This is a genomic window from Cupriavidus sp. 30B13, assembly GCF_049059565.2.
GTDB lineage: Bacteria > Pseudomonadota > Gammaproteobacteria > Burkholderiales > Burkholderiaceae > Cupriavidus.
Map to the genome: position 1 here is coordinate 3,927,721 of NZ_CP188223.1, position 21,544 is coordinate 3,949,264.

General features: G+C 65.2%; 14 protein-coding genes. 1 reads left to right on the forward strand and 13 read right to left on the reverse strand.

The genetic code is table 11. The annotated features are described in order from the left end of the window. The first annotated feature begins 57 nt into the window (after positions 1-57). The gene (locus ACKI2N_RS18140) at positions 58-1,071 is read left to right on the forward strand and encodes an AraC family transcriptional regulator (RefSeq protein WP_420994487.1); all 1,014 of its coding nucleotides are present in this window, start codon (positions 58-60) and stop codon (positions 1,069-1,071) included. Between the two features lie 117 nt (positions 1,072-1,188). Here the strand turns inward: ACKI2N_RS18140 and rpsJ are convergent, their stop codons facing one another. The 13 genes from rpsJ to rpoB form a co-directional block, all read right to left on the reverse strand. Then, a complete protein-coding gene (rpsJ, locus tag ACKI2N_RS18145) occupies positions 1,189-1,497 on the reverse strand; it encodes a 30S ribosomal protein S10 (protein ID WP_006160488.1) in 309 nt (102 codons plus the stop codon). 95 nt (positions 1,498-1,592) lie between these two features. After that, positions 1,593-2,783 (reverse strand): elongation factor Tu, encoded by a 1,191-nt coding sequence (gene tuf / locus ACKI2N_RS18150; RefSeq protein WP_420994488.1) that lies wholly within the window; start codon positions 2,781-2,783, stop codon positions 1,593-1,595. A gap of 81 nt (positions 2,784-2,864) precedes the next feature. Further along, positions 2,865-4,973: an elongation factor G gene (gene fusA, locus ACKI2N_RS18155; RefSeq protein WP_420994489.1), complete on the reverse strand. Its 2,109-nt coding sequence runs from the start codon at positions 4,971-4,973 to the stop codon at positions 2,865-2,867. A gap of 117 nt (positions 4,974-5,090) precedes the next feature. Further along, on the reverse strand, positions 5,091-5,561 hold the full coding sequence (rpsG, locus tag ACKI2N_RS18160) for a 30S ribosomal protein S7 (RefSeq protein ID WP_017224519.1): 471 nt from the start codon (positions 5,559-5,561) through the stop codon (positions 5,091-5,093). Positions 5,562-5,788: 227 nt separating this feature from the next. Further along, positions 5,789-6,166, reverse strand: coding sequence for a 30S ribosomal protein S12 (rpsL, locus tag ACKI2N_RS18165; protein WP_006162330.1), 378 nt, complete (start codon positions 6,164-6,166; stop codon positions 5,789-5,791). Positions 6,167-6,529: 363 nt separating this feature from the next. Beyond that, complete coding sequence (gene recQ, locus ACKI2N_RS18170) at positions 6,530-8,386, reverse strand: DNA helicase RecQ (protein WP_420994490.1); 1,857 nt, start codon at positions 8,384-8,386, stop codon at positions 6,530-6,532. Between the two features lie 196 nt (positions 8,387-8,582). Further along, positions 8,583-9,365, reverse strand: coding sequence for a 3-oxoadipate enol-lactonase (gene pcaD / locus ACKI2N_RS18175; protein ID WP_420994491.1), 783 nt, complete (start codon positions 9,363-9,365; stop codon positions 8,583-8,585). A gap of 42 nt (positions 9,366-9,407) precedes the next feature. Then, positions 9,408-9,692, reverse strand: coding sequence for a muconolactone Delta-isomerase (catC, locus tag ACKI2N_RS18180; protein WP_420994492.1), 285 nt, complete (start codon positions 9,690-9,692; stop codon positions 9,408-9,410). Positions 9,693-9,744: 52 nt separating this feature from the next. Further along, positions 9,745-10,791 (reverse strand): cyclase family protein, encoded by a 1,047-nt coding sequence (locus ACKI2N_RS18185; RefSeq protein ID WP_420994493.1) that lies wholly within the window; start codon positions 10,789-10,791, stop codon positions 9,745-9,747. A 99-nt stretch (positions 10,792-10,890) separates the two neighbouring features. Next, on the reverse strand, positions 10,891-11,187 hold the full coding sequence (locus ACKI2N_RS18190; RefSeq protein WP_420994494.1) for a YciI family protein: 297 nt from the start codon (positions 11,185-11,187) through the stop codon (positions 10,891-10,893). A 67-nt stretch (positions 11,188-11,254) separates the two neighbouring features. Further along, positions 11,255-12,598 carry a short-chain fatty acid transporter gene (locus ACKI2N_RS18195; protein ID WP_420994495.1) on the reverse strand — a complete coding sequence of 448 codons (1,344 nt, stop codon included), beginning with the start codon at positions 12,596-12,598 and terminating at the stop codon, positions 11,255-11,257. 414 nt (positions 12,599-13,012) lie between these two features. Next, the gene (gene rpoC / locus ACKI2N_RS18200; protein WP_420994496.1) at positions 13,013-17,257 is read right to left on the reverse strand and encodes a DNA-directed RNA polymerase subunit beta'; all 4,245 of its coding nucleotides are present in this window, start codon (positions 17,255-17,257) and stop codon (positions 13,013-13,015) included. A 123-nt stretch (positions 17,258-17,380) separates the two neighbouring features. Continuing rightward, positions 17,381-21,487: a DNA-directed RNA polymerase subunit beta gene (gene rpoB / locus ACKI2N_RS18205; protein WP_420994497.1), complete on the reverse strand. Its 4,107-nt coding sequence runs from the start codon at positions 21,485-21,487 to the stop codon at positions 17,381-17,383. Positions 21,488-21,544 lie beyond the last annotated feature (57 nt).

Sequence of the window (21,544 nt, forward strand, 5' to 3'; positions counted from 1 at the left end):
TGCCGCCACCGCGGCCACCTTCAGCAACGGCGCGCCATGACGCCGAGGAGCGAGACAATGCCGCAGCCCCCCGCTGCCACGGCCGCCGAGCCGCTGGCCGGCGCCTTGTTGTCGGACCCGAGCCGGCTGGTCTTCGCCTCGACCGACCACGCACGCACGCGCGCCGCGGTCGGCGCCGTTTTCAAGCCGCACAAGCTGACCATTGCCGGCACGGCACTGGCCGCGCGCATGCATCACGCGCCGCTCGGGGCGGTGTCGTTCAACCGGCTGGCCTACGGGGCCGAGGTGCGGATCGAGCCCGGGCCGCTCGAGGACTTCCTGCTAGTGCAAATGCCCGTCGGCGGCCACGCCGAGATCCGCTGCGGCAGGCAGCAGATCGTTTCCGACCGGGACACGGCCTCGGTGCTCACGCCGGCCGATCCGGTGCAGATGCGCTGGAGCAAGGACAGCGACCAGCTGATCGTGCGGGTGGAACGCGGCGCGCTGGAGCGGGTCTGCGCGGCCCATCTCGGGCACCGCCCGCAACAGGCGCTGCGCTTCGAGCTGGGCATGGCGTGGCGGCGCGCGGCGGCGTGGTACCAGTTGATGCACTACCTGGCCGACCTGCTGGCGCAAGCCCCGGACGCGGCGCGCCATCCGCTCACCGCCTGCCAGCTGGAGCAGTTGGTGATCGGCACGCTGCTGACGGTGCAGTCGCACAATCTCAGCGATGCGCTGCGGGCGCGCGGCAAGCCGCTGGCACCGCGCCATGTGAGGCTGGTCGAGGAGTACATCCATGCGCATGCCCATGCGCCGCTGACGCCCGCCGTGCTGGCGGAGGTGGCCGGCGTCAGCCTGCGCGGGCTGTACGCGGGCTTCCGGGAACACCGTGGCATCAGCCCGATGGCCTACCTGCGCGCGGTCCGGCTCGAGCGCGTGCGGCACGACCTGCTCGGCGACCGGACCATCGATTCGGTCACGGCAGCGGCCTTGCGCTGGGGCTTCAGCCACCTGGGGCGCTTCAGCGTGGAATACCGCAAGAGCTTCGGCGAACCGCCGGGCCAGACCTTGCGGCGGCGCGGGCCACCATGAGGCAAGGTGGCCATGCAGGGGGGCGGACACCGGGAGCGCAAAAACGAAAACGGCGAACCGAAGTTCGCCGTTTTGCGTTGCCCGAGGCCGCCTGGGGCGGCCTTGCGCGGAATAGCTTTACACCTTGATTTCGACGTCGACGCCTGCCGGCAGGTCGAGCTTCATCAGTGCGTCAACGGTCTTGTCGGTAGGATCGACGATGTCCATCAGGCGCTGGTGAGTGCGGATCTCGAACTGATCGCGGCTGGTCTTGTTGACGTGCGGCGAACGCAGGATGTCGAAGCGCTGGATGCGGGTCGGCAGGGGCACCGGGCCCTTGACGATCGCGCCGGTACGCTTGGCGGTATCCACGATTTCGGCTGCCGACTGGTCGATCAGGCGATAGTCGAAAGCCTTCAGGCGGATACGGATCTTCTGGTTCTGCATGATATTTCCTTAAAAGAGCGATGGGCGCGGACGCCCTGGAACATGGGAAAAGGCCAGCGGTATTGTACCGCCAGCCAGTTCCAGGAAGTTTTTTATCAGTCGAGGATCTTAGCCACGACGCCGGCGCCGACGGTACGGCCGCCTTCACGGATGGCGAAGCGCAGGCCTTCTTCCATGGCGATCGGGGCGATCAGCTTGACGGTGATCGACACGTTGTCGCCGGGCATGACCATTTCCTTGTCCTTCGGCAGCTCGATCGAGCCGGTCACGTCGGTCGTGCGGAAATAGAACTGCGGACGGTAGTTGTTGAAGAACGGCGTGTGACGGCCGCCTTCGTCCTTCGACAAGATGTAGACCTCGCCGGTGAAGTGCGTGTGCGGCTTGATCGAACCCGGCTTGCACAGCACCTGGCCGCGCTCGACGTCTTCGCGCTTCGTGCCGCGCAGCAGCAGGCCCACGTTGTCGCCAGCCTGGCCCTGGTCCAGCAGCTTGCGGAACATTTCCACGCCGGTGCAGGTGGTCTTGACCGTCGGCTTGATACCGACGATTTCGATTTCTTCGCCGACCTTGATGATGCCGCGTTCGATACGGCCGGTCACCACGGTGCCGCGGCCCGAGATCGAGAACACGTCTTCCACCGGCATCAGGAAGGTACCGTCAACGGCACGTTCCGGCGTCGGGATGTAGGTGTCCAGCGCGTCGGCCAGGCTCAGGATCGCCACTTCGCCCAGTTCGCCCTTGTCGCCTTCGAGTGCCAGCTTGGCCGAGCCCTTGATGATCGGGGTGTCGTCGCCGGGGAACTCGTACTTCGAGAGCAGTTCGCGCACTTCCATTTCGACCAGCTCGAGCAGCTCGGCGTCGTCGACCATGTCGCACTTGTTCAGGAACACGATGATGTAAGGCACGCCGACCTGGCGGGCCAGCAGGATGTGCTCGCGGGTCTGGGGCATGGGGCCGTCGGCGGCCGAGCACACCAGGATCGCGCCGTCCATCTGCGCGGCGCCGGTGATCATGTTCTTCACATAGTCGGCGTGGCCCGGGCAGTCAACGTGCGCGTAGTGGCGGTTGGCCGTTTCGTATTCGACGTGGGCGGTATTGATGGTGATACCGCGTGCCTTTTCTTCCGGCGCTGCGTCGATTTCGTCGTACTTCTTGGCCGAACCGCCAAACTTTGCTGCCAGCACCGTGGCGATCGCTGCCGTCAGCGTGGTCTTGCCATGGTCAACGTGACCGATCGTACCAACGTTCACGTGCGGCTTGGTCCGCTCGAACTTTTCCTTTGCCATTTTTCAGCTCCTAATGGTATGCAGTCTTTTATACAGTTCATTGCACCGCCGCACGGGTCGCGCGCGGCGGTTAAGCTTTACTTACTTGCCCTTGGCCGCCATTACGGCTTCGGCGATGTTCTTCGGCGCTTCTGCGTAGTGCTTGAATTCCATCGTGTACGTGGCGCGGCCTTGCGTGGCCGAGCGCAGCGACGTCGAATAACCGAACATTTCCGACAGCGGGACTTCGGCCTTGATGATCTTACCGCCGCCCACCATGTCGTCCATGCCCTGCACGATGCCACGGCGGGACGACAGGTCGCCCATCACGGTACCCGTGTAGTCTTCCGGCGTTTCCACTTCCACGGCCATCATCGGCTCGAGCAGAACCGGGCTGGCCTTGCGCATGGCGTCCTTGAAAGCCATCGAGCCGGCCATGCGGAACGCGTTTTCGTTCGAGTCCACGTCGTGGTACGAACCGAACGTCAGCGTGACCTTCACGTCCACCACGGGGAAGCCAGCCAGGATACCGGCCGGCAGCGTGTCGACGATGCCCTTTTCGACCGCCGGGATGTATTCGCGAGGAATCACACCGCCCTTGATGGCGTCGACGAACTCGAAGCCCTTGCCCGGCTCTTGCGGTTCCAGCGTGATCACGGCGTGACCGTACTGGCCGCGGCCGCCCGACTGCTTGACGAACTTGCCTTCGACGTCTTCGGCCTTCTTGCGAATGGTTTCGCGGTAGGCCACCTGCGGCGCGCCGATGTTGGCTTCCACGCCGAATTCGCGCTTCATGCGGTCGACCAGGATTTCGAGGTGGAGCTCGCCCATGCCCGAAATGATGGTCTGGCCCGATTCTTCATCGGTACGCACGCGGAACGACGGATCTTCGGCGGCCAGGCGGTTCAGGGCGATGCCCATCTTTTCCTGGTCAGCCTTGGTCTTCGGCTCGACAGCCTGCGAGATCACCGGCTCCGGGAACACCATGCGCTCGAGCACGATCGGCGCAGCCGGATCGCACAGCGTATCGCCCGTGGTGGCATCCTTCAGGCCCACCGCGGCGGCGATGTCGCCGGCCAGCACTTCCTTGATTTCTTCGCGCTGGTTGGCGTGCATCTGCAGAATACGGCCCAGACGCTCCTTCTTCTGCTTCACCGGGTTGTACACGGTGTCGCCCGAGTTGATCTTGCCCGAATACACGCGGAAGAAGATCAGCTGGCCAACGAACGGGTCGGTCATGATCTTGAACGCCAGCGCCGAGAACTTCTCGCTGTCGTCAGCCTTGCGCTCGAGCTTCTTCTCGTCGTCGCTTTCGTCCACGCCCTTGACCGGCGGAATATCGACCGGCGACGGCAGGAAGTCGATCACGGCGTCGAGCATGCGCTGCACGCCCTTGTTCTTGAACGCGGTGCCGCACAGCATCGGCTGGATTTCGCAGGCGATGGTACGGTCGCGCAGGGCCTTGACGATCTCGGCGCGGGTCAGCTCTTCGCCGCCCAGGTACTTTTCCATCAGCTCTTCGCTGGCTTCGGCGGCGGACTCGACCATCTTCTCGCGCCATTCTTCAGCGGTGGCTTGCAGCTCGGCCGGGATGTCCTGGTATTCGAACTTCACGCCCTGGCTGGCTTCGTCCCAGATGATCGCCTTCATTTCCAGCAGGTCGACGACGCCCTGGAAGCCGTCTTCAGCGCCGATCGGCACCACCACGGGCACCGGGTTGGCCTTCAGGCGGGTCTTCAGCTGGTCGTAGACCTTGAAGAAGTTCGCGCCGGTACGGTCCATCTTGTTGACGAACGCCAGACGCGGCACGCCGTACTTGTTGGCCTGGCGCCAGACGGTTTCCGACTGCGGCTGCACGCCACCCACTGCGCAGTACACCATGCACGCGCCGTCCAGCACGCGCATGGAGCGCTCCACCTCGATGGTGAAGTCCACGTGGCCCGGGGTGTCGATGATGTTGAAGCGGTGTTCGGGGTAGTTGCCGGCCATGCCCTTCCAGAAGGCCGTGGTGGCAGCGGAGGTGATGGTGATGCCACGCTCCTGCTCCTGCTCCATCCAGTCCATGGTGGCTGCGCCATCATGCACTTCACCGATCTTGTGGTTCACACCGGTGTAGAACAGGATCCGTTCGGTCGTGGTGGTTTTACCCGCGTCAATGTGAGCCGAAATACCGATATTGCGGTAGCGCTCAATGGGAGTCTTACGAGCCACTTTAATCCTCTATTCGTCCGTGAGGCGCCGGCATCTCATTGCCAGCGCCCGTAACACAAACGGGCGAGCGTGTCATGACACAGCCCGCCCGGCAACCAACGACGTAACCCGCGCGCCTTAGAAGCGGAAGTGCGAGAACGCCTTGTTGGCTTCGGCCATGCGGTGCACTTCGTCGCGCTTCTTCATTGCGCCGCCGCGGCCTTCCGATGCTTCCAGCAGCTCACCTGCCAGGCGCAGCGCCATCGACTTCTCGCTGCGTTTTTTCGCGGCCTCGCGCAGCCAACGCATCGCCAATGCCAAACGACGCGACGGACGGACTTCGACCGGAACCTGATAGTTGGCGCCGCCCACGCGACGGCTCTTCACTTCGACCACCGGCTTCACGTTGTTGATGGCAACGGAAAACACTTCGACGGGGGCCTTGCCTGCCTTCTTTTCGATCTGGTCGAACGCGCCGTAGACGATGCGTTCGGCAACCGACTTCTTGCCGTCCAGCATCAGCACGTTCATGAACTTGGCAACTTCAACGTTACCGAACTTCGGATCAGGCAGAATTTCCCGCTTGGGGACTTCACGACGACGTGGCATCTTCTTTCCTTTAGATTCAGTTGAGAGCGCGGCACAGATTTCCGGCTCTCCGGCCACCAACTAGCTTGCCTTCCATTCAGGCAAATTCGCCGGGTGACCACTTACTCGACGGCACGGCGCAAAAAACGCTCCGTTGTACCGCCGCCTGGTGACAGCACCATGACGCAACCGCCACAGGCCATCGGTTATTGCTTCGGGCCTCGGCCCAGGTTGCAAGCCGTACGGGCTTAGGCAGCCTTCGGACGCTTCGCGCCGTACTTCGAACGAGCCTGGCGGCGATCCTTCACGCCTTGCAGGTCGAGCGAGCCACGGACGATGTGGTAACGCACACCCGGCAAGTCCTTCACACGGCCGCCGCGGATCAGCACGACCGAGTGTTCCTGCAGGTTGTGGCCTTCGCCGCCGATGTACGAGATGACCTCGAAACCGTTGGTCAGGCGCACCTTGGCGACCTTACGCAGTGCCGAGTTCGGCTTCTTCGGCGTCGTGGTGTACACACGGGTGCACACGCCGCGACGCTGGGGGCAGTTCTCAAGCGCCGGGCTCTTGCTCTTGACGACTTCAGAGACGCGCGGCTTGCGAACCAGTTGGTTGATAGTTGGCATTGTTCAATCCAGCTTGGTTTTACGGAAAAACACCCCTCCGCCACAAGCAATGGGCCGGAAGGGCAACGACGGGTTTTGGGCGGGAAAAGTGAGCGGGCGCTCTTGAGACGGGACCTGTGGAAGTACAGACGGCCAAAGAGCGCGAGCTCGCCAGGGATCCCGCTGCGACCACACCGCCGGGACATCGTTGATCCCCCGGCCGGCTTGCCGATTGCGAACCGAAAGCCGCAAATCCGACAGGCGAGCGAAATCCAAAGCCAAAAACTCGAATCTGACATGCTAGCAGGACAACCGTAAACGGTCAAGTGGCTTTCGTATACGTATACCTTGGCGATCCCTATGCCGCCGCCGCCGCCCGGCCCGCTACACCGCGCCCAGCGTCTCCAGGATCGCGTCGCCGTAGCGCTCGAGCTTGGCGGCGCCGATGCCGGGCACTTCGGCCAGCGCCGCCAGCGAGTCCGGCGCGCTGCGGGCCAGTTCGGCCAGCGTGGCGTCGTGGAAGATCACGTAGGCCGGCACGCCATGCTCGCGCGCGGTGTCGGTGCGCCACTTGCGCAGTGCCTCCCAGTTGGCCAGCGCGCCGGCATCCATGTCGGCGGTATGGTCGGTGCGCGTGCCGCTGCCGCCGCGCGTGGCGCGCTCGCTGCTGCGGCCGGGCTTGCTGGCCTGCCGGCGCAGCGTGATCTGCATCTCGCCCTTGAGCACGGCGCGGGCCGACTCGCCGAGCAGCAGCGCGCCGTGGCCGCCGTGGTCGATCACCAGCAAACCGTGGGCGATCAGCTGGCGGAACACGGCATGCCATTCGGACACCGAGCGCTCGGCGCCGATGCCGAACGTGGAAACCTTGTCGTGCCCCCACTGGCGCACTTTTTCCGAGGCGTTGCCGCGCAGCACGTCGACCAGGTGGGTCGCGCCGAAATGGACGCGGCTGGCCTGCGCGGTGCGGTAGACGCACGACAGCGCCATCTGCGCCTCGCGCGTGCCGTCCCAGGTGGCGGGCGGCTCCAGGCAGGTGTCGCAGTTGCCGCACGGCTCGCTGGCTTCGTCGAAGTAGGCCAGGATGCGCACGCGGCGGCAACCCGCGGTCTCGCACAGCCCGAGCAGCGCGTCGAGCTTGGCGGACGACACGCGCTTGTGGGCTTCGTCCGCCTCCGACTCGTCGATCATGCGCTTTTGCTGCACCACGTCGCCCAGGCCGTAGGCCATCCAGGCATTGGCCGGCAAGCCGTCGCGGCCGGCGCGGCCGGTTTCCTGGTAGTAGCCTTCCATGCTCTTGGGCAGGTCCATGTGGGCGACGAAGCGCACGTCGGGCTTGTCGATGCCCATGCCGAAGGCGATGGTGGCCACCATGATGACGCCCTCCTCCTCGCGGAAGCGCGCCTGGTGGTGCTGGCGCACGCCGGCGTCCATGCCGGCATGATAGGGCAGTGCGTTGAGCCCCTGGCTGCTCAGCCAGCTGGCGGTGTCTTCCACCTTTTTGCGCGACAGGCAGTAGACGATGCCGCTGTCGTGGGTGCCGTCCGCTGCCAGGTGCTCGGCCTTGATGAAGGACAGCAGCTGCTGGCGCGCATTGTCCTTCTCGACGATGCGGTAGCGGATGTTGGGGCGGTCGAAGCTGGAGACGAAGACGCGCGCGTCATGCAGCGCCAGGCGCTCGACGATTTCCTCGCGCGTGACGGAGTCCGCGGTGGCGGTGAGCGCGATGCGCGGCACGTACGGGAAGCGCTCGTGCAGCACCGACAGCTGGATGTACTCGGGGCGGAAATCGTGCCCCCACTGCGATACGCAATGCGCCTCGTCGATGGCGAACACGCCGATGCGGGTACGCTCGAGCAGGTCCTGGAAACGCGGCGTCATCAGCCGCTCGGGCGCCACGTAGAGAATCTCGAGCCGGCCGGCGAGCAGGTCGCGCTCGACCGCGGCGGCCTCGGCGCCGCTGAGCGTCGAGTTCAGCACGGCGGCGCGCACGCCCGCCTCGGACAGGGCCGCGACCTGGTCCTGCATCAGCGCGATCAGCGGCGACACCACGATGCCGGTGCCCTGCCCCGCGCGCTGCCGCAGCAGCGCCGGAATCTGGTAACACAGCGACTTGCCGCCGCCGGTGGGCATCAGTACCAGGCAATCCCCGCCATCGGCCACGTGGTCGATGATCTCGGCCTGGCGGCCGCGGAAGGCGTGGTACCCGAAAACATCCTTGAGAATCGCCAGCGCGCGCGACATAGGGAAACGATAGCGGTGAAGCCGGAAAAGCCCCGGCAAGCCGGAAAGGCGTAACCATACCACTAAGGGCCCGGCGCAGACGTTTCCAACCGTTGCGCCTCGTGCATGCATCGCCCGTGCGCCCCGCGTGACGGCGCGCGCGGGCGACGATGGCGGCCGGCGGCGCCGCCATCCCGCCGGCACCGCCGCGCCTGCCTCAGCCCTGCAGGAAATCCAGCACCGCGGTGTTGAACGGCTCTACCTGCTCCAGGTTGGACAAGTGCGCGGCCGGCGCCAGCTCGACATAGCGCGCGCCGGGAATGGCCTGCGCCAGGAAGGCGCCGTCGCGCGGCGGCGTGGGCAGGTCGTTGGCGCCGGCGATCACCAGCGTCGGGCGCGTGATGGCCGCCACCGCTTCGCGCAGGTCCGAGTCGCGCACCGCGCGGCAGTTGGCGGCATAGCCGGCCGCATCGGTGGCGCCCAGCATGGCCAGCAGCGATGCCACCAGCGACGGCTGCTGCGCGGCAAACCCGGGGGTGAGCCAGCGCTCGACCACGGCCGCGGCGATCGATGCCACGCCGTCGCGCTCGACCGCCGCCGCGCGGTTGGTCCAGTTCTCGGGCGGGCCGATGTAGGCCGCGGTATTGCTCAGCACCAGGCGGTCGATGCGCTGCGGCTGATGCACGCCAAGCCACATGCCGGTGATGCCGCCCATCGACAGGCCGCAGAAATGCGCGCGCGCGATCTGCAGGTGATCCAGCAGGCCGACCACGTCCCCGCCCAGTTGCGCAATGGTGTACGGGCCGGGCGTCACCGAAGAGGCGCCGTGGCCGCGCGTGTCATAGCGCAGCAGGCGGAAGCGCTGCGAGAACGCGGCCACCTGGGGCTGCCACATGTCGAGATTGGTGCCGAGCGAATTGGACAGCACGAGCACCGGCAGGCTGGCGTCGCCGTCGAGGCGATAGTGCAGGCGGACGTCGGATAGGTCAGCGTAAGGCATGGTGTGCGGGACTCCGGTGGATCGGTGAGTTGGCGGCGCGGCTCAGTTCTGCGCGATGGCCGAGCCGTGCTGCGCCAGCGCGGTCACGGTGATGTCCATGTACGGATAGAGCGGCAGCGAGGTCAGCAGCGTGTGCAGCTCGTCGTTGTCCTTGACGTCGAAGATGCTGACATTGGCGTACTGGCCAGCCACGCGCCACAGGTGGCGCCACTTGCCTTCGCGCTGCAGCTTCTGCGACAGCGCCTTTTCGTCGGCCTTGAGCTGCTCGACGAACTGCGGGTCGAGCGAATGCGGGATGCGGACGGTCATTTCTGCCATGAACAACATGAATATCTCCTTGGCTTGGCGGTACGTCGTATTTCGTGCGTTGAATGAAAGATCACACTGTGGCGACCGGCGTCAGCGGCGAGCCGAGCGCGCCCGGCAGCCGCAGCGGCGGCGCGCTGAGGAAGAAGCGCGTGCGGCCGTTGGCGCGCAGCCAGCCGGCCAGCTCGCGCAGGTACCACAGCTCGCCCAGCGGCAGGCCGAGCTTGAACAGGCAGTGGTGATGCAGCGGCAAGGCCGGCGCGGCGCCGCTGGCCGGGCGCGCGGGAAAGCGCTCGACCGCGTAGTTGTCGGCCGCCAGCGCGGCGATGCCGCTGTCGGTGATCCATTGCAGCAGCCGCTCGTCGCGGCCGTCGAGCGCGGCGCAGCTGTGGTGCAGGCGCTCGGCGTCGGGCGTGCCGTTCATTTCCAGCACCATCTCGGCGAAGCCGGTGCGCAGCACCAGGATGTCGCCCTGGCCGATTTCCACGCGGTCGGCCTCGATCACGCGCATCAGGTCGTCGTAGCCGAGCGTGGCGAACTCGCGCCCGCGATGCTCGGCGACGTCCAGCAGCACGCCGCGGCCCTGGATGCCGTGCTCGGCGAAGTGCTCGATGCCCAGCGCCTTGGCGCGGCTGTGATCGTGGCCGCACGGGTGGGCGGCAAAACCGTCGGCCTCGGCGTAGTCGACCGGGCCGACGATGTCCTGGTTGGGACGGAAGCCGTTGTAGTAGACGCGCTCTGCCACGCCGTCGCCGTCGGCGTCGAACAGCGCGCCGACGTGCGCCAGCGAATCCCATTGCGTCGAGTACTGCAGCGACAGCAGGACCTGGTCGTCGCTGAGCACGTCGACCGCATTGGCATCGACCTTGGCCAGCGGGAAATTGACGTAGGCGATGCCTTCGCGGAAGGTCGGGCGCAACTGCGGCGGATGGCGCCGCACGTTGAGCGCGTTGCCGCCCGGCAGGTCGAGCGGCAGCGAGAGGCAGAAGGTGTTGCCGGTGCGGATCTCGCGCGCGGCGTCGCGCACTTTGTCCGGCGTGATGAGGTTCAGGCGACCGAGCTGGTCGTCAGGGCCGAACTCGCCCCAGTTGGAGCCGTCCGGCCGGTTCTTCCATCGCATGTTGATCTCGGGTCGGTTGCGCCGCCGGGCGCCTGCGCAGGCAGGTCGCCGCGGGGCGGCAGGCGGGCGGTCCGCAGGCCGCTCAGATGCAGGGCAGGTTCACAGGTAGCTTGCGCCGCCGAGGTACGCCTTGCGCCAGCGCGTGATGCGCACTTCGCCGAACAGGCCCGCCGCGGCGAAAGGGTCGGCGTCGATGAAGGCCTGCGTGGCTTCGCGCGTGTCGAGGTCGACGATGTAGAAGCCGCCGCCGGCATCGCTGCCGTCGTCGTTGAGCTTGGCGCCGCAGGCCAGCAGCAGCGCCTTGTTGGCCTCGAGGTAGGCAAGGTGGGCGGCCCGGTTGGCCTGGCGCACTTGCTGGTGGGCGGGCTTGTCCCAGGTTTCGATCAGGAACGGCATGGTGGTTTCCTCTTCGCGATTCGACGGGTTGGCGTACGGAGTGCGGTGCAATGCGGGCCGGCCGGCTTCAGCCGATCTGCGCGCCCCACAGCAGCAGCGCGCCGATATACACCAGGCCGACCCAGAACATCATGATCACGGTGTAGCCCATCACGTCCTTCAGGCTGAGCTTGGACAGCGCCAGCGCGGGCAGGATCCAGAACGGCTGCACGAGGTCGTTCCAGGCGTTGCCCAGCATCACCGACATCGAGGTCTGGCTGATCGAGCTGCCGATGGCCTTGGCGGCGTCGATCATGAACGGTCCCTGGATCACCCAGTGGCCGCCGCCGGACGGTGCGAAGAAGTTGATGACGAAGGAGCTGATCAGGCCCCAGAACGGCAGCGTCTGCGGCGTGGCGATGTCCACGAACACGCGCGAGATGCTGTCGACCAGGCCTGAGCCGGCCATGATCGCCATGATGCCAGCGTAGAACGGATACTGCAGGATGATGCCCGAGATGGTCTTGATGCCTTCGTTGAGCTTGGCCACGTAGTTGACCGGCGTGCCCAGCAGCAACACGCCCAGGAACAGGATCATGAAGTTGATCAGGTTCAGGTCGAGCGAGCCGCCGGCGCGGAAGTACAGCACGGCATAACCCGCGCCGCACAGGCCGATGGCCAGGCTCAGCAGGCGGCTGTTGTTGAGCCGGGCGGCCACGGTGCCGTCGCCGCCGAGGCTATGGCCGGAGCCCTGCGCAGCGGTGTCGGCGGCGCTGGCCTCGCGCTTGATCTCCACCACGTCGGCCGGGTTGCGCGGGTGCAGCCAGGCATTGAGCAGCGGCAGCGTCACCAGGACCACCAGGCTGGTCAGCAGCATCGGCAGCGAGAAGATGGTCTCGGACAGCGGCACCACGCCCATCGACTTTTCGAGCGGATGGCCCGGCGTGGAGATCAGCACCGGGATGCTGGCCGACAGGCCCAGCCCGTACATGGTGAAGCCGCTGTACGCGGCGGCGATGATGAGCGGGTAATGCACGCCGCGCACCTTGGTGGCGAGCTTCTTGGCGATGATGCCGCCGATCACCAGGCCGAAACCCCAGTTCAGGTAGCTGCCGATGGCGCCCACCAGGGTGGCGACGATCACCGCGCCGCGCGGCGTGTGCACGGCGCCGACGATGCGGTCGAGCAGGCGGTCGGTCAGCGGCGCGGCGGCGAGCACGTAGCCCATCGCCAGGATCACCGCCATCTGCGTGGTGAACGACAGCAGGTTCCAGAAGCCCTTGCCCCAGCTCAGGATCACCGCCGGGGCGGGTTGCCCCTCCACCAGGACCGCCATGACCATGGTCAGCAGCGTCAGCGCGATGGCGAAAACGAAAGGATCCGGCAAATACCGGCGCATCAGTTCGGTAAAGAAACCTGCGATCTTGCTCACTACTTGTCCCCACAAATGATGATTTTTATCGCCTGTCGAACTTGAGTTCTTTTTGCGAACAAACAAGCGATTTGCGTGGATGCTAGGACCATCGATGCGGGGGGTCAAGTCAATGAACTGGTCACTTCATTTCTTAATCAACAATAATTCGCCGCCATTTCCCGCAAGTACCTCCAAGTCGCCGGCTTCTGGCTGTATCCCGCGGTATCCAGCGGAATCCGCAAAAACATGGCCGCGACACTCGGCCGCGCCGCTGAAAGCCTGGTGTAAGCGCCGTGAAAGCCCGCCGAAAGACGCCGCGCGCGGACGCCAAACGCAGGACGAAAAAAAGCCCGGCTCGAAAGCCGGGCTTTTTCAACTTCTACTGCCTTTCGCTCTGACTCGGTCAGGCGGGGTGGAACACGGTCAATGCAATCAGACCGCGTCGCCCTCGCCTTCCGTCGTCGCCGGCACCACCGGCGGCTCGATGAAGAGCGACTGCTCTTCGTCGGAGATCGCCTGGGCGCGTTCGCGCTCGGCCGCCTCGCGCGCCTTGCGGGCACGGTGGTAGGCCAGGCCGGTACCGGCCGGGATCAGACGGCCGACGATCACGTTTTCCTTCAGACCGCGCAGGTCGTCGGTCTTGCCCATGATCGCGGCTTCGGTCAGCACGCGCGTGGTTTCCTGGAACGATGCCGCCGAGATGAAGCTGTCCGTGGACAGCGACGCCTTGGTGATACCGAGCAGCAGGTTTTCGTACGTGGCCGGACGCTTGCCTTCGGCGATCACGCGGTCGTTCTCGTCGAGCAGCTCCGAACGCTCCACCTGCTCACCCGGGATGAACTTGGTGTCGCCCACATCCGAGATCTGCACGCGGCGCAGCATCTGGCGCACGATCACTTCGATGTGCTTGTCGTTGATCTTCACGCCCTGCAGACGGTACACGTCCTGCACTTCGTCGACGATGTAGTGCGCCAGTTCCTCGATGCCCTTCAGGCGCAGGATGTCGTGCGGGTCCGCCGGACCTTCCACGATCATTTCGCCCTTGTTCACCACCTGACCGTCGTGGACCAGGACCTGCTTTTCCTTCGCGATCAGGAACTCGTGGGCGTTGCCGTCCAGGTCCGTGATCACCAGGCGTTGCTTGCCCTTGGTGTCCTTGCCGAACGAAGTCGTGCCGGTGACTTCCGCCAGCACGGCGGCGTCCTTCGGCGAACGGGCTTCGAACAGTTCGGCCACGCGCGGCAGACCCCCGGTAATGTCGCGGGTCTTCTGCGATTCGGTCGGGATACGCGCGAGCACTTCACCCACGTGCACCTGCTGGCCGTCCTTCACGGTGATCAGCGCGCCGACCTGGAAGCCGATGGTCACGGAGTGGTCCGTGCCCGGGATCTTCACTTCCTGGCCATTCGCGTCGAGCAGCTTCACCTGCGGGCGCAGGCCCTTGGTGGCAGCCGTGCGGCGCTTGGCGTCGATCACCACGAGGGTCGACAGGCCGGTGACTTCGTCCATCTGCTTGGCGACGGTCACGCCTTCTTCGACGTTCTCGAACTTGGTCGTGCCGGTGTACTCCGACACGATCGGGCGCGTCAGCGCGTCCCAGGTCGCCAGCTGCGTGCCGGCCTTGATGGCCTGGCCGTCCTGCACCAGCAGCGTGGCGCCGTACGGGATCTTGTGGCGCTCGCGCTCGCGGCCGTGGTCGTCGGTGATCAGCGCTTCGCCCGAACGCGAGATGACGATCAGCTCGCCCTTCGCATTGGTGACGTAGCGCATGGTCGCCGTGAAACGCACGGTGCCGGTTGCCTTCGCTTCCACGCTCGATGCCACCGCCGCACGCGATGCCGCGCCACCGATGTGGAACGTACGCATGGTCAGCTGCGTGCCCGGTTCGCCGATCGACTGGGCGGCGATCACGCCAACCGCTTCGCCGGAGTTCACCAGCACGCCGCGGCCGAGGTCGCGGCCGTAGCACTTGCCGCACAGGCCGTAGCGCGTGTCGCACGACAGCGGGGTGCGCACCTTGACTTCGTCCACGCCCAGGGCGTCGATGAGGTCGACCAGGTCTTCGTCCAGCAGGGTGCCGGCCTCGATCGCGGTTTCCTGGGTTTCCGGGTTCACCACGTCGGTCACCGTCACGCGGCCGAGGATGCGGTCGCGCAGGGCTTCGATCACTTCACCGCCTTCGACCAGGGCCTTCATGGCCACGCCGTTGGTGGTGCCGCAATCGTCTTCCACCACCACCAGATCCTGCGTCACGTCGACCAGACGGCGGGTCAGGTAACCCGAGTTGGCGGTCTTCAGTGCCGTGTCGGCCAGGCCCTTGCGGGCGCCGTGGGTGGAGATGAAGTACTGCAGAACGTTCAGGCCTTCACGGAAGTTCGCCGTAATCGGCGTCTCGATGATCGAGCCGTCCGGCTTGGCCATCAGGCCCCGCATGCCGGCCAGCTGACGGATCTGCGCGGCGGAGCCGCGCGCGCCCGAGTCGGCCATCATGTAGATCGAGTTGAACGATTCCTGCTTGACGGTGTTGCCGTCGCGGTCGACCACGTCTTCGTGCTGGAGCTGCTCCATCATCGCCTTGCCCACCTGGTCGCCGGCGGCGCCCCAGATGTCCACGACGTTGTTGTAGCGCTCCTGGTCGGTCACCAGGCCCGACATGTACTGCTTGTCGTATTCCTTGACCTTGGCTGCCGCGTCGCCAATGATCTTTTCCTTCTGCGGCGGCACCAGCATGTCGTCGATGGCGATCGAGATACCGGCGCGCGTGGCCAGGCGGAAGCCCGACTGCAGCAGCTTGTCAGCGAAGATCACGGTCTCGCGCAGGCCGCACTTGCGGAACGCGGTATTGATCAGGCGCGAGATTTCCTTCTTCTTCAGGGGCTTGTTCAGCACCGAGAAAGGCAGGCCCTTGGGCAGGATCTCGGACAGGATCGCGCGGCCGACCGTGGTGGCCTGCAGCGTGATCTTGGGCGCGAAGCGGGCATCGCCCACCGCGTCCTTGTCCACCATCTCGTACTCGGTGATGCGCACGTTCACGCGGGAAGCCAGTTCGACTTCCTTGTTCTCGTAGGCGCGGATCACTTCGCTGATGTCGGCGAACGTCAGGCCTTCACCCTTGCCGTTGATCTTGTCGCGGGTCGTGTAGTACAGACCCAGCACCACGTCTTGCGACGGCACGATCGACGGATCGCCGTTGGCCGGGAACAGCACGTTGTTGGACGCCAGCATCAGGGTGCGGGCTTCCATCTGCGCTTCCAGCGACAGCGGGACGTGCACGGCCATCTGGTCGCCGTCGAAGTCGGCGTTGAACGCCGCGCAGACGAGCGGGTGCAGCTGGATGGCCTTGCCTTCGATCAGCACCGGCTCGAACGCCTGGATGCCCAGGCGGTGCAGCGTCGGCGCGCGGTTCAGCATGACCGGATGTTCGCGGATCACCTCTTCGAGGATGTCCCACACCACCGCGGTCTGGCTTTCCACTTCCTTCTTCGCCGCCTTGATGGTGGTGGCGATGCCCATCGTTTCCAGCTTGTGGAAGATGAAGGGCTTGAACAGCTCGAGCGCCATCAGCTTGGGCAGGCCGCACTGGTGCAGCTTGAGCGTCGGGCCCACCACGATGACCGAACGGCCCGAGTAGTCGACGCGCTTGCCCAGCAGGTTCTGGCGGAAACGGCCGCCCTTGCCCTTGATCATTTCGGCCAGGGACTTCAGCGGACGCTTGTTGGCGCCGGTCATCGCCTTGCCGCGACGGCCGTTGTCCAGCAGCGAGTCGACCGCTTCCTGCAGCATGCGCTTTTCGTTGCGCACGATGATTTCAGGCGCCTTCAGTTCCAGCAGGCGCTTCAGGCGGTTGTTGCGGTTGATGACGCGGCGGTACAGGTCGTTCAGGTCCGAGGTCGCGAAGCGGCCGCCGTCCAGCGGCACCAGCGGACGCAGCTCGGGCGGCAGCACCGGCAGCACTTCCAGGATCATCCACTCGGGCTTGATGCCCGAGCGCTGGAACGCCTCGAGCACCTTCAGGCGCTTGGCGAACTTCTTGATCTTGGCTTCGGAGCCGGTGGCCTGCAGCTCGGCGCGGATCTGTTCGATCTGCTTCTCGATGTCGATGCCGCGCAGCAGTTCACGGATGCCTTCGGCACCCATCATGGCGACGAACTCGCCCTCGCCGTACTCGTCGCACTTGGCCAGGTAGTCGTCCTCGGACATGATCTGGCTCTTCTTGAGCGGGGTCATGCCGGGCTCGAGCACCACGAATGCCTCGAAGTACAGCACGCGCTCGATGTCGCGCAGCGTCATGTCGAGCACCATGCCCAGACGCGACGGCAGCGACTTCAGGAACCAGATGTGCGCGGTCGGCGCGGCCAGTTCGATGTGGCCCATGCGCTCGCGGCGCACCTTGGCCAGCGTCACTTCGACGCCGCACTTCTCGCAGATCACGCCACGGTGCTTGAGGCGCTTGTACTTGCCGCACAGGCACTCGTAGTCCTTGATCGGGCCAAAGATCTTGGCGCAGAACAAGCCATCGCGCTCGGGCTTGAACGTGCGGTAGTTGATCGTTTCCGGCTTCTTGACTTCACCGTACGACCACGAACGGATCTTCTCCGGCGAGGCCAGGCCGATCTTGATCGCGTCGAACTGCTCTTCCTGCTGAACCTGCTTAAAGAGATCGAGCAATGCTTTCATTGCAACTCCTTGTTTCGCCGCGGCACCGAAATCTCTTCGGGGCCACGGCATTCATCCTGTGGGAAAACCGTAGCTGGCAACCGGCGGGAGGCTGGCCGCGACCGGCCTCCCGCGCGCTCTCGATCAGTAGCGATCGAGGTCGATGTCGATACCCAGCGAGCGGATTTCCTTCACCAGCACGTTGAACGACTCCGGCATGCCGGCATCGATCGAGTGCTCGCCCTTGACGATGTTCTCGTAGACCTTGGTCCGGCCGTTCACGTCGTCGGACTTGACCGTCAGCATTTCCTGCAGCACGTAGGAGGCGCCATAAGCTTCCAGCGCCCACACTTCCATCTCGCCGAAACGCTGGCCACCGAACTGCGCCTTGCCGCCCAGCGGCTGCTGGGTCACCAGCGAGTACGGGCCGGTCGAACGGGCGTGCATCTTGTCGTCGACCAGGTGGTGCAGCTTCAGCATGTGCATCACGCCCAGCGTCACCGGACGCTCGAACGCTTCGCCGGTGCGGCCGTCGTGCAGCGTGACCTGCTGCTTGGACTTGGTCAGGCCCATTTCGCGGGCGATCTCGTCCGGGTAGGCCAGGTCCAGCATGCGGCGGATTTCGTCTTCGTGCGCGCCGTCGAACACCGGCGTCGCGAACGGCACACCCTTCTTCAGGTTGTTGGCCAGCTCGAGCACTTCCGCGTCCGACAGGCTGTCGAGGTCTTCCGGCTTGCCGCTTTCGTTGTAGATCTGGCCCAGCAGCTTGCGCAGGTCCTGTGCCTTGGCTTGCGCCTTGAGCATCGCGCCGATGCGCTGGCCCAGGCCGCGCGCGGCCCAGCCCAGGTGGGTTTCCAGGATCTGGCCCACGTTCATCCGCGAGGGCACGCCCAGCGGGTTCAGCACGATGTCGGCAGGCGTGCCGTCAGCCATGTAGGGCATGTCTTCGATCGGGGTGATCTTGGACACGACACCCTTGTTGCCGTGGCGGCCGGCCATCTTGTCGCCAGGCTGCAGGCGGCGCTTGACGGCCAGGTAGACCTTGACCATCTTGATCACGCCCGGCGGCAGTTCGTCGCCTTGCGTGAGCTTCTTGCGCTTTTCCTCGAAGGCCAGGTCGAACTCGTGGCGCTTCTGCTCGATGGCTTCCTTGACCGCTTCCAGCTGGGCAGCGACTTCCTCGTCGGCCGGGCGGATGTCGAACCAGTGGTACTTGTCCAGGTCGGCCAGGTACTCGCGGGTCAGCTTCGCGCCCTTGGCGAGCTTCTTCGGACCGCCGTTGACGGTCTTGTCGAGCAGCAGGCGTTCCAGACGCTGGAAGGCGTCGCCTTCCACGATACGCAGCTGGTCGTTCAGGTCCAGACGGTAGCGCTTCAGTTCGTCGTCGATGATCGACTGGGCACGCTTGTCGCGGGTCACGCCTTCGCGGGTGAAGACCTGGACGTCGATCACGATGCCGCTCATGCCCGAGGGCACGCGCAGCGAGGTGTCCTTCACGTCCGAAGCCTTCTCGCCGAAGATCGCGCGCAGCAGCTTTTCTTCCGGCGTCAGCTGGGTCTCGCCCTTGGGCGTGACCTTGCCGACCAGCACGTCGCCGGCTTCCACTTCGGCACCGATGTAGGTGATGCCGGACTCGTCCAGGCGCGCCAGCTGCGCCTCGGCGAGGTTGGAGATGTCGCGCGTGATTTCTTCCGGTCCCAGCTTGGTGTCGCGGGCGACGACCGACAGTTCCTCGATGTGGATCGAGGTATAGCGGTCTTCGGCGACCACGCGTTCGGAGATCAGGATCGAGTCTTCGAAGTTGTAGCCGTTCCACGGCATGAACGCCACCAGCATGTTCTGGCCGAGCGCGAGCTCGCCCAGGTCGGTCGAGGCGCCGTCGGCGATCACGTCGCCGCGGGCGACGAAGTCGCCGACCTTGACCATCGGACGCTGGTTGATGTTGGTGTTCTGGTTCGAGCGCGTGTACTTGATCAGGTTGTAGATGTCCACGCCGACTTCGCCGGCCACGGCTTCGTCGTCGTTCACCCGGATCACGATACGCATCGCATCGACGTAGTCCACCACGCCGCCACGGGTCGCCTGCACGGCGGTGCCCGAGTCGACCGCGACGGTACGCTCGATGCCGGTACCCACCAGCGGCTTGTCCGGACGCAGGCAAGGCACGGCCTGGCGCTGCATGTTCGCGCCCATCAGTGCGCGGTTCGCGTCATCGTGCTCGAGGAACGGCACCAGCGAGGCCGCCGCCGACACGATCTGCGACGGCGCCACGTCGATGTACTGCACGCGGTCCGGCGTGACCATGCGGGTTTCACGCTCGCTGCCTTCTCGCGACGACACCAGTTCGTCGATGAGGGTGCCGTCGGCGTCCACCGTCGCGTTGGCCTGCGCCACCACGTACTTGCCTTCCTCGATCGCGGACAGGTAGTCGACCTGGTCGGTCAGCTTGCTGTCGACGACCTTGCGGTACGGCGTTTCCAGGAAGCCGTACTCGTTCAGGCGCGCATACAGTGCCAGCGAGTTGATCAGGCCGATGTTCGGGCCTTCCGGCGTTTCGATCGGGCACACGCGGCCATAGTGGGTCGGGTGCACGTCGCGGACTTCGAAGCCTGCGCGCTCGCGGGTCAGACCGCCCGGGCCCAGTGCGGAGACACGACGCTTGTGCGTGATCTCGGACAGCGGGTTGGTCTGGTCCATGAACTGCGACAGCTGCGACGAACCGAAGAACTCGCGGATGGCCGAGGAGATCGGCTTCGAGTTGATCAGGTCGTGCGGCATCAGGTTTTCGGTCTCGGCCTGGCCCAGGCGCTCCTTGACGGCGCGCTCCACGCGCGACAGGCCGGCGCGGAACTGGTTTTCGGCCAGTTCGCCGACGCAACGCACGCGGCGGTTGCCCAGGTGGTCGATGTCGTCGACCTCGCCCTTGCCGTTGCGCAGGTTGACCAGGATCTTGATGGTCTCGAGGATGTCTTCGTCCTGCAGCACCATGCTGCCTTCGCCGCTCGGGCGGCCCAGGCGGCTGTTGACCTTCATGCGGCCGACGCGCGACAGGTCGTACGACTCTTCGCTGTAGAACAGGCGCTGGAACAGGGCTTCCACCGCGTCTTCGGTCGGCGGCTCGCCGGGGCGCATCATGCGGTAGATGGCGATGCGCGCAGCGGTCTGGTCGGCGGTGTCGTCCACGCGCAGGGTCTGCGACATGTACGGACCCTGGTCCAGGTCGTTGGTGTACAGCGTCTGGATCTGCTTGACGCCGGCTTCGCGCAGGTTTTCCAGGACGGTCTCGGTGAGCTCGTCGTTGGCGTTGGCGATCACCTCGCCGGTGTCCGGGTCGATGATGTTCTTGGCCAGCACGCGGCCCAGCAGGTAGTCTTCCGGCACGCTGATGAGCTTGGTGCCGGCCGAGTCCAGGTCGCGGATGTGCTTGGCGTTGATGCGCTTGTCCTTCTCCACCACGACGCGGCCGTTCTTGTCGGCGATGTCGAAGCGCGCGACTTCACCGCGCAGGCGCTCGGGCACGAACTCCATCTGCGCGCCTTCCGACTGCAGCGTGAAGTTGTCGAACACGAAGAAGTGCGCCAGGATCTGCTCGGGCGTCAGGCCGATCGACTTCAGCAGGATCGTCACCGGCATCTTGCGGCGGCGGTCGACGCGGAAGTAAAGGATATCCTTCGGGTCGAACTCGAAATCGAGCCACGAACCGCGGTAGGGGATGATCCGGGCCGAGAACAGCAGCTTGCCCGAGCTGTGGGTCTTGCCCTTGTCGTGCTCGAAGAACACGCCGGGGGAACGGTGGAGCTGCGAGACGATCACGCGCTCGGTACCGTTGATCACGAACGAACCGGTCGACGTCATGAGCGGAATTTCGCCCATGTAGACTTCCTGTTCCTTCACTTCCTTGACCTTGCCCGGATTTTCCCGATCGTTGATGATCAGGCGCACCTTCGCGCGCAGGGCCGAATGGAAGGTCAGGCCACGCTGTTGACATTCCTTGACGTCGAACGGCGGGTTGGAGAGATGGTAGGAGACGAACTCCATACGGGCGAGCCCGTTGTGCGACACAATCGGGAAGATTGCACTGAATGCCGCTTGCAGGCCCTCTGTTTTGCGACGCGAGGGTGGCGTATCCTCTTGCAGAAACTGAGTGTAGGATTCAATCTGAGTGGCAAGCAGGAAAGGAACCTGGTGAACCGTCGCGCGCTTCGCAAAGCTTTTGCGAATGCGCTTCTTTTCGGTGAAGCTGTACGCCATGGGATCTCCGAATCATCGCAGGGGCTGGCTGGACCTGGCGCAGCACCTGAGGTGTTC